This window comes from Colwellia sp. 1_MG-2023 (genome assembly GCF_030546755.1).
Taxonomy (GTDB): Bacteria; Pseudomonadota; Gammaproteobacteria; order Enterobacterales; family Alteromonadaceae; genus Thalassotalea_H.
Map to the genome: position 1 here is coordinate 43,035 of NZ_JAUOPE010000006.1, position 14,982 is coordinate 58,016.

A 14,982-nucleotide genomic window follows, 5' to 3' on the forward strand; every position below is an offset into this window, starting at 1 on the left:
GTAGCTAGTATGGTTTGATAAATTTGTTATTAATATTGAGAGAATAGGAATGCTAATTTAGCATTCCTTTTTTATTTCTTAGGCTTGTTATTTAGCTTCGTTACAATAGCTTCGTTATATAGCTTTAATAATTAGCTTTATCATTTAAGTTTTTAACCATGAATAACTCGCTTTTAATTTCTCGCTGTTAATTATTCGTTATAAAATTGTGCACACTTCATCGAAAGATTTTTTTACTAGTGCATGATGCGGTACCGTGGCATCTTCAGCAGGATAACCCGTAATAATTAACATGTAGGCTCGATCATTTTCAGGGCGTTGACAAATTTTACTTAAAAATGACATCGGCTTAGGGGTGTGAGTTAAGGTAACTAAGCCAGAAGAGTGTAAGGCGTTTATTAAAAAGCCGGTCGCTATTCCTACCGATTCATGGACATAATAATTGGTGTTGTTGTCATCAATATGAATGCCGCCTTTTTTTTGACTAAAAATAGCAATCAACCAAGGTGCCTCTTCGAGATATGGTTTACTTGCATCTGTTCCTAAAGGTTTTAATGCATCAAGCCATTCTTCTCCGGCGCGACCTTCATAAAAACTACGTTCATGGCTTTCTGCTTGTTCACGAATTTGCTTTTTAATATCGTCACTATGAACCGCGACAAAATGCCAAGGTTGATGATTTGCGCCGCTTGGCGCCGTGGCAGCGGCTTTTATACAATTTTCAATTATCTCTTGTGGAACCGGTCTATTGCTAAAACTACGGATGGAGTGTCGACGTTTAATTTCAGCATAAAAGGTTTCTGAGCGCGTAAGCATTTCTTCACAAGAATATTCTACGTAATCGGTAAGCGGAGAAGCGTCATGAGATTGCATAATTTTTTGATTTCCTATCGATAGTTTCTGACAGAATAACTAAACGAAATTATATTGCAAGTGCAATATAATTTTTTAGTCGTTTTCTCAATATAGTCGATTCAGAAAGTTAGCCAAATCAATTAAAAAAGACCAATTAAAAAAGGCTAATGAATAAAGATTAATTACAAAGGAGTTAATTACAAAGGGGTTAGCGATTATGAGTAAATAAAAAACCAGAATAAGCGAACTCATTCTGGTTTAATTTAATGCTTTTCATGGTAGCTTACTTAACCAATAAATTTACGCGCATTTCTAAACATTCTTACCCATGGCGAATCTTCTTGCCACTCGTCAGGGTGCCATGAGTTAGCTACGGTTCTAAATACACGTTCAGGGTGAGGCATCATAATAGTAACTCGGCCATCAGTGGTCGTTAATGACGTGATACCATCTGGTGAACCGTTAGGGTTAGCAGGGTATGTTTCTGTCACATCGCCGTAGTTATTCACGTATCTCATCGAAACTGTGCCAGAATCATTGGTATTGGCAATCACTTGTTCTGAAGTAAATTCAGCACGACCTTCACCGTGAGATACCGCGATTGGCATGCGAGAGCCAGCCATACCTTTGAAGAAGATTGACGGGCTTTCTTGAATTTCTACTAACGAGAAACGGGCTTCAAATCGCTCTGATTTATTCTGAACAAAGTGTGGCCATGCTTCTGCGCCTGGAATAATTTCTTTCAGGTTCGATAACATTTGACAACCATTACACACTCCTAAAGAGAATGTGTCTTCACGGTGGAAGAAGGTTTTAAACATTTCACGAGCATTGGCATTAAATAAAATAGATTTTGCCCAACCTTCACCTGCACCTAAAACGTCACCGTAAGAGAAACCACCACAAGCCACTAAGCCGTTAAAATCAGCTAAATCAGTACGGCCTGAAAGAATATCAGACATATGTACGTCAACAGCAATAAAACCAGCACGGTCAAATGATGCTGCCATTTCAACATGCGAGTTTACACCTTGCTCACGTAAAATGGCCACGCGTGGGTTGGTAATATCTTTCGCATCTTTGGCAATTAAATCGGCAACAATATCTTCATTAATGTCATAAGTTAACTCAACATTTAATCCAGGATCTTCTGTATCAAACTTCACATCAAATTCTTGTTGTGCGCACTCTGGATTATCGCGTAATGCTTGCATTTTTAGGGTAGTTTCAGCCCAAATAGTGCGGAAATATGTACGAGTATTTTCTAATACAACCACATCGTCACGTTTAAAGGTGATCATGTCATAATCATTTAAACGACCAATATCAGTACAAAGCGATAAAATACCGTGTTTTTCAAACGTTGCATGAATATCATCGACATCTGCTTCACGGATTTGGATCACCGCGCCTAATTCTTCACTAAACAGTACTTCTAAATCGCTACCGCCTTCAGTAATAGGTAAATTAGAAAGATCAATATCAACACCGGTATGGCCAGCAAAAGCCATTTCAGCGACTGTGGTGAACAAACCACCGTCAGATCTATCATGGTAAGCGATTAATTTTTCTTCACGCACTAAGGTTTGCATCGCATTAAAGAAACCTTTTAAGTGTTCTGCGTTATCAACATCAGGTGTTTCTTTACCTAATTGCTTATAAACTTGCGCTAAACATGAACCACCTAAACGGTTTTTACCGCCTGATAAGTCAATAGCAACTAAACGAGTGTCACCTTTATCAGTACGCAGCTCAGGCGTAACCGTTTTACGAATATCTTCTACACGGCCAAATGCTGTGATAATTAGCGAAAGTGGGGAAGTTACTGATTTTTGTTCACCATTTTCATCCCATTGGGTTTTCATCGACATCGAATCTTTACCAACCGGCACGGTTAGTCCTAATGCTGGACATAATTCTTCGCCCACGGCTTTAACCGCTTCATAAAGACCTGCATCTTCACCTGGGTGACCAGCAGGTGACATCCAGTTTGCCGATAATTTAATGCGATTTAAATCGCCAATATCAGTACTGGCAATATTAGTTAAAGACTCAGCAATTGCTAATCGAGCTGATGCGCCGTAGTTCAGTAAGGCAACCGGTGTTCTTTCACCTAAAGACATGGCTTCACCATGATAAGAATCTAATGCTGCTGCAGTAACACCACAATCCGCAACTGGTACTTGCCATGGACCAACCATTTGATCGCGATTTACCATGCCCGTTACCGATCTATCACCTATGGTGATTAAAAAGGTTTTTTCAGCAATGGTCGGTAAACGTAATAAACGATCAGCAGCTTCGCTAATTGAAATATCGTGTAGTGATAACGCTTCACCCGTTTCTTTCACTGATTTTACATCTTTGATAATTTTAGGCGTTTTACCTAATAAAACATCAAGCGGTAAATCAATTGGCGTATTGTTATGATGAGAATCAGTTACTGTTAAATGCTCTTCTTCTGTTGCTTTACCCACTACGGCAAAAGGCGCTCTTTCACGGTTACAAATAGCTTCAAAGTCAGCTAAGCGCTCATCAGAAACGGCTAAAACATAGCGCTCTTGCGATTCGTTACACCAAATTTCGTGTGGTGCCATGCTACGTTCATCATTTGGCACATGACGCAATTCAAAGTTACCGCCACGGCCACCATCTGATACTAATTCTGGAAAAGCATTGGATAAACCACCGGCGCCAACATCGTGAATAAATAAAATAGGGTTGTCTTCACCTAATTGCCAACAACGGTCGATCACTTCCTGACAGCGTCTTTCCATTTCTGGGTTTTCACGTTGTACTGAAGCAAAGTCTAAGTTTTCCGCCGACTGACCAGATGCCATTGAAGAAGCAGCACCTCCACCTAAACCAATGTTCATTGCTGGGCCGCCTAACGCTATTAGGTTTGCACCTACACAAATTTCACCTTTTTGCACATGTTCGTCACGAATATTACCTAAACCACCGGCAAGCATGATAGGTTTATGATAACCGCGCACTTCAACACCGTTAAATGAGTTAACTTGTTCTTCATAGGTTCTGAAATAACCTAAAATGGCCGGGCGACCAAATTCATTATTAAATGCTGCGCCACCTAACGGACCTTCCATCATAATATCTAAGGCTGTTACGATGCGTGAAGGCTTGCCAAAATCAGTTTCCCACGGTTGTTCAAAACCTGGAATACGTAAATTAGAAACAGAAAAACCGACTAAACCTGCTTTTGGTTTTGAGCCAACACCCGTAGCACCTTCATCACGAATTTCACCACCAGAGCCAGTTGCAGCCCCAGGGTAAGGAGATATCGCTGTAGGGTGGTTGTGGGTTTCAACTTTCATTAAAATTTGAATGTCTTCGTGATGATAACCGTATTCTAAAGTTTCAGGATCTGGGAAGAACCTTCCGCCTTCGCTACCCACCATTACCGCAGCATTATCTTTATAGGCACTTAATACATAGTCAGGGTTGATCTCATGTGTGTTACGGATCATTTTAAATAATGATTTAGGCTGTTTAACTCCGTCAATCGTCCAATCGGCGTTAAAAATTTTATGACGACAATGCTCAGAGTTTGCTTGGGCAAACATATATAATTCAATGTCGTTAGGATTACGGCCTAATTTTACAAAATTTTCAGCAAGGTAAGTAATTTCATCGTCTGCAAGAGCAAGACCCAAATCTACGTTTGCTTTTTCTAAGGCTTCACGGCCTCCAGCCAGCACATCGATAGAGGTAAAGTTACCTGGCTCAGCGGTGGCAAATAATTGTTCCGCTTGTTGATAATCGTTGAATAATGTCTCCATCATTCTGTCGTGAATCAAACTCGCTAATTGCGCTTTTTGTTGCTCATTTAAGTCATCTGAAGAAACATAATAAGAAATACCACGCTCTAATCGAACCACTTTAGCTAAGCCACAATTGTGTGCAATGTCAGTAGATTTTGATGACCATGGAGAAATAGTACCAGGGCGAGGGGTGACTAAAATAAATTGTCCCACAGGTTCATGTTCTTCTATGGTTGGGCCATAGGTTAATAATTTAGCCAGTATTTTAGTTTCATTATCATCTAATGCTGATGATAATTGAGCAAAGTGAGTAAACTCCGCATAAATATCGCTGATAGGAAGGTTTAACTCAGCACATTGGTTTAACAGTTTTTTGATACGAAAATCTGATAGTGCCGGAGCGCCACGAAGTGTTTGGATCAACATCGCCATTTGTTTACTCACTAGTAAATTAATTTAGGGGAAAAAATCGCGCGTATTATAGTGGATATTGCAGTCAATGATAAGCAAAATTATTATCAGAAATTAGCTATACTGAAATAATACTTTCACAAAAAATAAAACCAAGCCACAATAAGTGCTTATGAAGCAAAATCAATTTTATATGATTCAAAAAAGACTGAGCATTTTTGTTTGTACAATAGTGTCAATATTATTGCTGCAAGGGTGTACTACAGAAAAAAAATCTGCCAGCTTATCGCGTGTTCTTGACCGCGGATATTTAGTGGTTGGTACCGTTTATGGGCCGACGAGTTATTATGTTGGTGCTGAAGGCGACACTGGTTTTGAGTACGAATTAGCAAAAAAATATGCTGACTCTTTGGGTGTCGATTTAAAAATAATGGCAAGCTACAGCCTTGATGAGCTCTTTACTCGTTTAGACAAAGGCGAAGTTGATCTGCTCGCCGCAGGGTTAACCGTTACTGACAATCGTCGACAAAAATATAATTTTGCACCCAGTTACAACAACATCAGTCAAAAACTGGTTTTTAAACAAGGTAAAAAGCGTCCTAGAGAATTGGACGATCTTACTGGTACGTTGATGGTTACCGCGAATTCAAGTCATGTAGAAAATCTGACGCGTTTATCTGAAAGTCATGCAGGCTTAAATTGGCAAGAAAGTGAAGAACTTGATAATGAAGAATTATTATTAAAAATTTTAGCGGAAGAAATTGATTATACCATTGTTGATAGTCATACCTTAGCGGTTAACCGACGTTATTATCCAGAAATTAGCATTGGTTTTACCATTAAAAAATCTGAGCCGATGGCATGGGCTGTTTCTAAAAGTGGCGATGATTCAATTTTTGCCAGTTTAATCGAATTTTTTGGTGACGTTCATCATAATGGTACTTTGTTAGCCTTAGACGATAAATATTATGGACACGTTGAAGAATTTAACTACGTAGATACCCGCACTTTTATCAAAGCGGTTGAAGAAAAATTACCAAAATACCGTTCTATTTTTGAAAAATATAGCCAAGAAGTTGACTGGCGTTTATTAGCCGCCATAAGTTATCAAGAATCTCATTGGGAACCGCATGCACGTTCTCATACTGGGGTTAGAGGTATGATGATGTTAACTTTGCCTACTGCAAAACAAATGGGCATTAAAAGCCGTTTAGATGCAGAACAAAGCATTCGAGGCGGGGCTAAATATTTTAAGCAAATGTTTGAGCGCATGCCCGATAGAGTGCCACATCCTGATAGACTTTGGTTTGCGCTTGCTTCTTATAATGTTGGCTTAGGCCACTTAAATGACGCTCGTAAAATCACAAAACAGCAGGGTGGCGACCCGGATCGTTGGGTGGAAGTAAAAGATAGGCTGCCATTATTAAAACAAAAAAAATATTATAAAAATACCAAATACGGTTATGCGCGTGGCGATGAACCAATTAATTATGTTGATAATATACGTCGTTACTATGACACATTAACGTGGATGGACAACAAACAACAAGCTCAACTTAAGGAAGAGGAAGCGCTTAAATTACAAGAAGCTGAAAAAATCTTGATAGAAGAAGCTATTCAAAATAGTCAAAATGAAACTGATATAGCAACAAGTCCTAAATAATATTTGAAATTTTTTAAGAGCGCTAATTTAGAAAATTACTTGTGAAATTTTAATTGTCATATTTTGGTCATATAACTCAGAGATACTTAGGATGAAAATCAATACTCGCTTTTGTTTTATTACGCAGTTTTTCGACTAACGTATTAATACAATTAGAGTTTTATTTTATATTCAATTTATTAGGAGACTTGTATGAGAAAAAAATCACATTCAATTCAAAGAAAACGTTTGATCAGTCAACAAAAACATAAAGTAAGTGCGCGACGTCACGTACAATTTATTCAAGAAAATCAATCGCTTTGCCAATCAATCGCGAAGTAGTTCACTCGAATACTTTCGAGTGAACTCTTTGTATCCCTTCAACCTTCATATTCCTGCCACCTTAGAATCCCTTTTATAGAATTCTCATGGCTAGTTTCTTAATCGCTAATTTTTGTTAAATATAAACAGTCAGTTAAAGGCATATCTTCAGGATAGTTTGTTTCGTTAAAGCCTAATTTTTTATATAAGGTGATTGCGGCAGTATTATTTTGATAAACAAATAACGATAAATCGGTTAATTGTAAAACCTGCTGGGCTTTGTTTGACAAGGCTTCAACTAATATTTTAGCAATACCTTGTCTTCTAAAGTCAGGATTGACGATTAACCTACCTAAATGACAATGGCCTAATCGTTGATAAAATTGCCCAAAGGCAACTAACGCTTTTTTCTCGTTAATTAAGCCGTAACTGGGTAATTCTGGATACTTAAGGTCTGCTAAAAATGTTTGCAATGTATGGGGAAAGCGTACATTTGGCCCTGCCCATTGGGTCACTTCATCTTGCTGTGTTGACCAAGTACGTAAAGTTTCGATGTGATCTTGACTACAAGGGATTAAGGTCAGGCGATTCATGTTAGCGTTATTTACTCAAGTTATTTGCTTTCGCAGCCTGTTTTATTGCTTTTTTTTCTAAACGACGTCGTTTAAAAAAAGCGGATAATAAATGACTGCATTGCTCAGCTAACACTCCAGAGCTAACAGAAATTTGATGATTCAGTTTCTCGGTATTGGTGATATTAAAAACACTGCCGGCACTACCTGTTTTTAAGTCGAAGGCGCCAAAAACAATTCGTTTAATACGACTATGCACTAATAAGCCTGCACACATAGGACAAGGTTCAAGTGTCACGTAAAGCGTGCAATCAAGCAGGCGGTAATTACTCATCACTTGACCCGCTTGGCGAATAGCAATCATTTCAGCATGCGCCGACGGATCGTTCAGCATAATGGATTGGTTAAAGCCTTCACCGATAACCTGACCATTCGCGACAACGACTGCGCCAACTGGAATTTCGTTATGCTGCTCAGCTTGCTGAGCCAACTTCATCGCCAAAGCCATGAATTTTTCATCTTCGCTCTGCTGCTCATTGGTTTCTATCGTCTTATCTATCATGACAAAAACATCTCAAGTAAATCATTTAAATAACGATGGCCTTGTTGAGTGACTCGCCAACTATTGCCATGGTTTTCCATCAAGTTTTTAGATTTTGCTTGATTTAAAATCACAAGTATTTTATCCGCCGATAATCCCGTAGCTTCTTGGTATTCATTAAGGGTGAACGATGAAAATAAACGTAATCGATTCATCATATATTCAAACGGTAATTCTGATTTATCAACGGTATGCAAATGATCAAGGTGTTCTCTGGATTGATCTAAATAGCCTTTCGGATGTTTTACTTTTACGGTGCGATAAATGGTTTGTTGCTTAACATCTGAGATCTTGCCATGTGCGCCACAACCTATGCCGATATAATCACCAAATTTCCAATAGTTTAAATTATGCTGGCATTGATAGCCTTGTTTACTAAAGGCTGATATTTCATATTGTTGATAACCCGCTTGGGCTAATAATTCAAATCCTTGGTCTTGAATATTCCATAAGGTCTCATCCATTGGCAATTTAGGTGGTTTTGAATGAAATGCCGTATTAGGTTCGATAGTTAATTGATACCAAGATAAGTGACGGGGATTAAGCGATATAGCGGTTTTTAAATCGTCTAGCGCGTTGGCAATTGTCTGGTTGGGTAAGCCATGCATCAGATCTAAATTAAAACTTTTTACGCCGCAACTATCGGCAAGGGTCGCTGCATTTTTGGCTTGTTGGCTATCATGAATGCGACCGAGTTTGATTAATTTGTCTGATTCAAAACTTTGTACACCAACAGATAATCTTGATACGCCACCTTTGAAAAAACCGATAAACTTTTCGGCTTCAACTGTTCCGGGATTAGCTTCTAAAGTGATCTCAATATTTTCATCATGATCAAAACGTTTTAAAACTTGGGAAAGTAAACTTTCGATAGCTTGTGCCGAAAATAAACTAGGCGTGCCGCCACCAATAAAAATGGTGTGAAGTTTACGTTGCTCAAGGGAAAAGCGTTTAATATCACTGTCTAAATCTTTGATCAGCTCAGTAACATAAGCTTGTTCAGGTAGACCATTTTCTTGGTTAGATTTTTTGTGCGGTAAAGCATGAGAATTAAAATCACAGTAAGGGCATTTTTCCACGCACCATGGAATATGAATATATAAAGAAAGCGGCTGTTCAATAAGCATTATAATAGTTACTTACGCTGTTTTATCAGTGAAAACTTTACTTAACTTAGCCGTTAATAGCTGCAATGCTTGGCCTCGATGACTTAAGGTGTTTTTAATCTCTCGGGGTAATTGCGCCGAAGTCATACTAAGTGTTGCTTGCCAAAATAACGGGTCATAGCCAAAGCCTTGTTCACCTTGAGGTGTGGTTATGATTGAACCTTCCCATTTGCCATGACAAATAATAGGCGTGGGATCATTTTCATGCTTCATATAAACCAAAACGCAATGAAAGCGTGCAGTTCTTTGCTCTTCAGGCACATTTTCAAGCGCTGCAATTAGTTTATTATTATTGTCTTGATCGCTCGCTCCTTCTCCGGCATAACGAGCCGAGTAAACCCCTGGAGCACCGTTTAACGCATCAACTTCTAAACCAGAATCATCAGCGATTGCTGGTAGCCCCGTAATTTTTGCGGCATGTCTTGCTTTGATAATGGCATTTTCAACAAATGTGGTGCCGGTTTCCGGTACATCAGGCACATTAAACTCACTTTGTGGTTTAACATTAATGTGATGTTCGGCTAATAATTCAGCGAGTTCTTTCACTTTTCCTTTATTGCCCGTTGCCAAAACGATAGTAGACATAATGCGTTCTCAAAATATTCATTCAATTGGCGAGCATAATACCTTAATCTAAGGGAAAGAGGGAGACCTGACTTGATTGATTGTAAGGATTGTAATGACTTTTAAAGATAGCCTAATTAGCTTATTGATTATCTTCATTTGGGGATTTAATTTTGTTGTAATTTCATGGGGCGTCGATGATTTACCGCCATTGTTTATGGGGGCTGCGAGATTTTTATTGGTGGCGACGCTTGGCTCTTTATTTATCAAAAAACCTAATATTCCTTGGCGTTGGATGGCTGCTTATTCATTAACCTTATGTTTTGGTCAATTTGCTTTGTTATTTTCAGCGATGGCTTTTGGTATGCCAGCAGGCTTAGCATCACTGGTTTTACAGTCACAGGCGGTTTTTACGTTGATATTGTCGGCTTTATTTTTACACGAGGCTATTAAAATCAATCAAATTATCGCGATGATATTTGCAGGAATTGGGTTATCTATCATTGGTATGACAGGCGAGCATGGCAATATGACAGCGATTGGTTTTGCATTAACGATTGCCGCAGCTATTTCATGGGCAGGTGGTAATGTGTTTAATCGCTTGATTAATCAACGAGGTTATCAAGCTAATACGGGCTTAGTTGTTTGGTCATCTTGGATTGCAATGATACCATTTTTTATCTCTAGTTTGGTTTTTGAAGGCAGTGATGCAATTCTCAGCAGTTTGAACCAAAGTAGTTTTACCACGGTTTTTGTGATTTTCTATTTGGCTGTTGCCGCTTCTATTTTAGGTTACAGTTTATGGAGTTATCTGTTATCTCGATACCCTGCAGGACAAGTTGCACCATTAACCTTGGGGGTTCCTGTTGTTGGAATAATTTGCGCTGCAATTTTTCTAAATGAAACTATAAGTGAGCAGCAATATATTGGAATATTTTTAGTGATGGTTGGCTTAGTGATCAATGCCATAGGTGGCCGCTGGTTTAAACGGTTTTCACGTTCAACGGTAGGTTGATGATAATGATAGAATACAAGCCAGCTTAAAGATTGTCGGCTTGTATTCTATTTATAAAAATTTTACGTATTAACTAATCGACATAAAATTTTTGAGAGAATTTTAATTGATGACTTTCTTTACTATCGGAAATGGTTAAATCAAACACAATGGTTTCTTCATTACGAAAATTGACTTGTGCTAAATAATAAATAGCATCACCTTCTTTGACTTCAACAAACTCAACCTTTTTATCTTGTCCGGCTAAATTTCTTGCTGTACCAGTAATTGATACTGTTTTTGCCGGTGTAGACGCTAAGGTGTTATCTAACACTGAAATATTAATTAAGCCATTGTATTTACTTCGAAATATATCATAGTTTTTGGCTATTTCTGGCGTGATGAAACTGGCGTTAAGCGCAATGTAATGGATATTCATATTGCCCATTTTTTTCATGTTTTCAGCGTGTGCGTTTAACAGAGTACTTGCTAAAACAATTAGGGTGATTATGGTTAATTTAATAAAGCTATTCATGTTCTCTCCAATAAAAAAGGGTATGAGACTTGATGCGTTTCATACCCATATTTTAGATTATCTTTATATTTTAGGTTGTTAACTTTTTATAGCATTGCCCAGTAAGGGATCCAGCCAGAAAGTAAGATATTGATGACGTTCAATAATAAAAATGCCGCCAAAATTGATAAATCTAAACCACCAATATTCGGAATGATATTTCTTATCGGGCGTAAAACCGGCTCTGTTAATTGATGTAATATCATGAGTGTTGGATTATATCCTTGCACCACCCAGCTCATTAACGCCATGACAAGCATTAATACAAACAATAAAAATCCTGTTTGTTTTGCCAAGTACAACAAGCCTAAAAATAGTGAGGTAATAATATCGATTGGTCCACCATTTAATAAAGGGATAATAATGAACTTCAAAGAAGCGACTAAGTAGGCGATAACCAAGGTTGCCATATCTATGCCACCAAAGCCTGGAATTACACGGCGAAACGGGATCACCAATGGATTAGTCACTTTCACGACAAACTGACTGAGCGGGTTATAAAAATCAGCTTTTACTAGCTGAAGCCACACACGAATTACTAATACCATTAACAAGGCGTCAAAAACAAAGCCAAGTAAATAATTTATTGCTGCCATTGCATACTCCAAAATGCTTCACTTATTCATTATATTTGGTCAAGTGAGGCATTTTTCAATTGTGATTATAAAAGTTGATTAACTATTGCTTTGTGCCATTTCTTTTGCGCGATGCAGAGCGCTATCCATAGCGTTTGATACGAGTTTCTCTAGGCCTCCGTCAATAAAGGTGGCTAATGCGGCTTGTGTTGTACCACCTTTCGAGGTGACATTTTCACGTAATGTTTTAATTGATATATCATTCTCTACTACCATCTGTGCAGCACCTAACGCTGTTTGCTGCACCAATTCCCTGCTTTCTTGTTCAGTAAAGCCTAAGGTAATCGCTTTCTTTTCCATGGCTTCCATAAACAAGAAAAAATATGCAGGCGCAGAGCCTGAAACGGCGATGATATTGTCAATTTCTTCTTCTTTATTAAGCCATTTCGTAATGCCTACGGCTGACATTAATTGCTCTGCCAAGTCTTTTTGCTTTGCATTAGTATTCACTGAAGGATAAATACCACTTACGCCTAATCCCAGTTGAGAAGGGGTATTGGGCATAGTGCGTATTACAGAGCATGGCTTATTTAATGCTTTTTCTATGGTTGCCATAGAACAACCCGCCGCCACCGAAATAAAGCACTTATCACTGACATCCATTGCTTGACTAATTTGTTGACAAACTTCTGCGATAAAATAGGGTTTTACCCCTAACACGATAAAATCGGCAAACTTAGCTGCCTCTATATTGTTTGAGGTATGATGAATGCCGAGTTTTTCGGCTAAAGCTTCTCTTTTGCCAGCAGAGGGATTTGACACCATCACATTATTGGCGTCATAGCCTTTTTTGATTAATCCAGAAATAATGGCGCTGTTCATATTTCCAGCACCAATAAAAGCGATATTTGTCATAGAAAACCTAGTTTGTTTTGAAATTGACGTTTGGTTAAATTGTCGTTGAATTTAAGGGAAAAGTCGCGCTTTTTCTCTTATTCTTTTACTATTTCCCGCTCGCCGAATATCGCAGTACCTATACGTACCATCGTTGATTGATTGGCTATCGCTTGGCTTAAATCACCCGACATTCCCATAGATAGGGTATCAACTGAAGGAAAGCGTAATTTTAATTCAGTAAATAGCTCTGCCATTTTACTAAAACTTTCTTGAGAATCATTTTTTTTCGGTATGGCCATTAAACCGCGTAAAGTTAAATGATCACACTGTTCAATTAGCGTCGCGTATTTGACTAACTCATTGACATTAATACCAGATTTAGCCGTTTCATCGCTAATATTTACTTGTAAACAAACGTTGAGCGGGGTATCTTGATTTGACCTTTGTTCATTAAGGCGATGAATGATTTTTTCTCTATCTACGCTATGAACCCAAGAAAAATTTTCGGCAATAAGTCGAGTTTTATTCGATTGAATAGGGCCAATAAAATGCCAAGAAATATCATTGAGGTGAGCTAATTGCTGAATTTTTTCAATTGCTTCTTGAATATAGCTTTCTCCAAAAGCTCGTTGTCCACTTTCATACGCTTGTTGAATAAGTTCTGCCGATTTCGTTTTACTTACCGCCAACAAACAAACTTCATCTATACTTCTGTTAGCAAGCTGGCAAGCGTGCGATATTTGCAGGTTAATGGCGGCGAGGTTATCTTTAATATGCGTCATGTTTTTTTATTCAATTACCTGAGAAAAATGTTAAGTTTAAGCAATCATGGTTTATGCTTTCATATAATAAAAAATTAAATAAATAGTTATTAATGAAAAATAATGGTTAGTCTAAAAGTAGTTACTTAGTTTATAAAGTTTATAAAAATAAAAGTTAAAATTAGTTTATAAGAGGTTTTTATGGATATTACCGAATTACTCGCGTTTAGCGTAGAAAATAATGCATCTGATTTACATCTTTCTACCGGCACTCCTCCTTTAATTCGTGTTGATGGGGATGTGCGTAAACTTAATATCCCCGCATTTGATGCCAAAGATGTCAATGCGCTTGTTTACGATATTATGAATGATCGTCAACGTAAAGAATATGAAGAGAATATGGAAGTCGATTTCTCTTTTGAAGTACCGAATCTCGCACGATTCAGGGTGAATGCCTTTAATCAAAACCGTGGTCCTTCAGCCGTTTTCCGTACCATCCCAAGTAAAGTGTTATCTTTAGAAGATTTAGGTTGCCCTGATATTTTTAGACAGATCTCTGAAAAGCCACGTGGTTTAGTGTTAGTGACAGGACCGACTGGCTCGGGTAAGTCAACGACGTTAGCGGCAATGGTTGATTACATTAACAATAGTAAACATGATCATATTTTAACGATTGAAGATCCTATCGAATTTGTTCACGAAAACAAAATGTGTTTGATTAACCAACGTGAAGTGCATCGCGATACGTTAAGTTTTAGCGCGGCATTGCGTTCGGCATTACGTGAAGATCCAGATGTTATTCTAGTTGGTGAGATGCGTGATTTAGAAACCATTCGTCTTGCCATGACAGCAGCAGAAACGGGTCACTTAGTGTTTGGAACGTTACATACAACCTCAGCCCCAAAAACAATCGATCGTATTATTGATGTGTTCCCTGCTGAAGAAAAATCTATGGTTCGTTCAATGTTATCTGAATCATTACAAGCGGTTATCTCACAAACCTTAGTGAAAAAAGTTGGTGGTGGTCGTGTTGCAGCCCATGAAATTATGATTGGTGTACCTGCAATTCGAAACTTAATTCGTGAAGCAAAAGTTGCTCAAATGTATTCTGCCATTCAAACGGGTATGCAACATGGGATGCAAACCATGGATCAGTGTCTACAAAATTTAGTTAATCGCGGCATGATCACGAAACAAGATGCAATGGAAAAAGCATCAGATAAAACACAATTCCAAAGTTATTAATGCGTGCTACTAAAGGTTTTCA

Annotated in this window: 14 protein-coding genes; 4 read left to right on the forward strand and 10 right to left on the reverse strand. The window is 38.1% G+C overall.

Annotated elements, in window-relative coordinates:
- Positions 1-198: 198 nt before the first annotated feature.
- Together Q4493_RS08695 and purL are read right to left on the reverse strand one after the other, a co-directional pair.
- Complete coding sequence (locus Q4493_RS08695; RefSeq protein ID WP_303451622.1) at positions 199-873, reverse strand: nitroreductase family protein; 675 nt, start codon at positions 871-873, stop codon at positions 199-201.
- 269 nt (positions 874-1,142) lie between these two features.
- Positions 1,143-5,063, reverse strand: a complete 3,921-nt coding sequence (gene purL / locus Q4493_RS08700; RefSeq protein ID WP_303451925.1) for a phosphoribosylformylglycinamidine synthase — start codon at positions 5,061-5,063, stop codon at positions 1,143-1,145.
- Positions 5,064-5,241: 178 nt separating this feature from the next.
- Between purL and mltF the strand changes: the two genes are divergently transcribed.
- Both mltF and Q4493_RS08710 read left to right on the forward strand, forming a co-directional pair.
- Positions 5,242-6,711 (forward strand): membrane-bound lytic murein transglycosylase MltF, encoded by a 1,470-nt coding sequence (gene mltF, locus Q4493_RS08705; RefSeq protein WP_303451927.1) that lies wholly within the window; start codon positions 5,242-5,244, stop codon positions 6,709-6,711.
- 192 nt (positions 6,712-6,903) lie between these two features.
- Positions 6,904-7,032 carry a hypothetical protein gene (locus Q4493_RS08710; RefSeq protein ID WP_303451624.1) on the forward strand — a complete coding sequence of 43 codons (129 nt, stop codon included), beginning with the start codon at positions 6,904-6,906 and terminating at the stop codon, positions 7,030-7,032.
- Positions 7,033-7,130: 98 nt separating this feature from the next.
- Here Q4493_RS08710 and Q4493_RS08715 read toward each other — a convergent pair whose 3' ends face one another.
- Genes Q4493_RS08715 through Q4493_RS08730 form a run of 4 tightly spaced genes read right to left on the reverse strand, consistent with a single transcriptional unit; the run spans position 7,131 to position 9,935 of the window.
- Positions 7,131-7,604, reverse strand: coding sequence for a GNAT family N-acetyltransferase (locus Q4493_RS08715; protein WP_303451626.1), 474 nt, complete (start codon positions 7,602-7,604; stop codon positions 7,131-7,133).
- Positions 7,605-7,611: 7 nt separating this feature from the next.
- Positions 7,612-8,145, reverse strand: a complete 534-nt coding sequence (gene tadA / locus Q4493_RS08720; RefSeq protein WP_303451628.1) for a tRNA adenosine(34) deaminase TadA — start codon at positions 8,143-8,145, stop codon at positions 7,612-7,614.
- On the reverse strand, positions 8,142-9,311 hold the full coding sequence (gene hemW / locus Q4493_RS08725; protein ID WP_303451630.1) for a radical SAM family heme chaperone HemW: 1,170 nt from the start codon (positions 9,309-9,311) through the stop codon (positions 8,142-8,144). The genes tadA and hemW overlap by 4 nt, the downstream gene beginning before the upstream one ends.
- A gap of 12 nt (positions 9,312-9,323) precedes the next feature.
- Positions 9,324-9,935, reverse strand: a complete 612-nt coding sequence (locus tag Q4493_RS08730) for an XTP/dITP diphosphatase (protein WP_303451632.1) — start codon at positions 9,933-9,935, stop codon at positions 9,324-9,326.
- 94 nt (positions 9,936-10,029) lie between these two features.
- Here Q4493_RS08730 and Q4493_RS08735 point away from each other — a divergent pair, with 94 nt between their 5' ends.
- A complete protein-coding gene (locus Q4493_RS08735) occupies positions 10,030-10,929 on the forward strand; it encodes an EamA family transporter (protein WP_303451635.1) in 900 nt (299 codons plus the stop codon).
- A gap of 73 nt (positions 10,930-11,002) precedes the next feature.
- Here Q4493_RS08735 and Q4493_RS08740 read toward each other — a convergent pair whose 3' ends face one another.
- The 4 genes from Q4493_RS08740 to Q4493_RS08755 form a co-directional block, all read right to left on the reverse strand.
- Entirely contained in the window at positions 11,003-11,443 is a 441-nt protein-coding gene (locus Q4493_RS08740) for a DUF4426 domain-containing protein (protein WP_303451637.1), read from the reverse strand.
- 86 nt (positions 11,444-11,529) lie between these two features.
- Positions 11,530-12,078 (reverse strand): YggT family protein, encoded by a 549-nt coding sequence (locus Q4493_RS08745; protein ID WP_303451639.1) that lies wholly within the window; start codon positions 12,076-12,078, stop codon positions 11,530-11,532.
- Positions 12,079-12,156: 78 nt separating this feature from the next.
- Positions 12,157-12,972, reverse strand: coding sequence for a pyrroline-5-carboxylate reductase (gene proC, locus Q4493_RS08750; RefSeq protein ID WP_303451641.1), 816 nt, complete (start codon positions 12,970-12,972; stop codon positions 12,157-12,159).
- A gap of 77 nt (positions 12,973-13,049) precedes the next feature.
- A complete protein-coding gene (locus Q4493_RS08755; protein ID WP_303451643.1) occupies positions 13,050-13,736 on the reverse strand; it encodes a YggS family pyridoxal phosphate-dependent enzyme in 687 nt (228 codons plus the stop codon).
- Between the two features lie 180 nt (positions 13,737-13,916).
- On the opposite strand from Q4493_RS08755, the gene Q4493_RS08760 reads away from it, so the two are divergent.
- Complete coding sequence (locus Q4493_RS08760) at positions 13,917-14,960, forward strand: type IV pilus twitching motility protein PilT (protein WP_303451645.1); 1,044 nt, start codon at positions 13,917-13,919, stop codon at positions 14,958-14,960.
- Positions 14,961-14,982 lie beyond the last annotated feature (22 nt).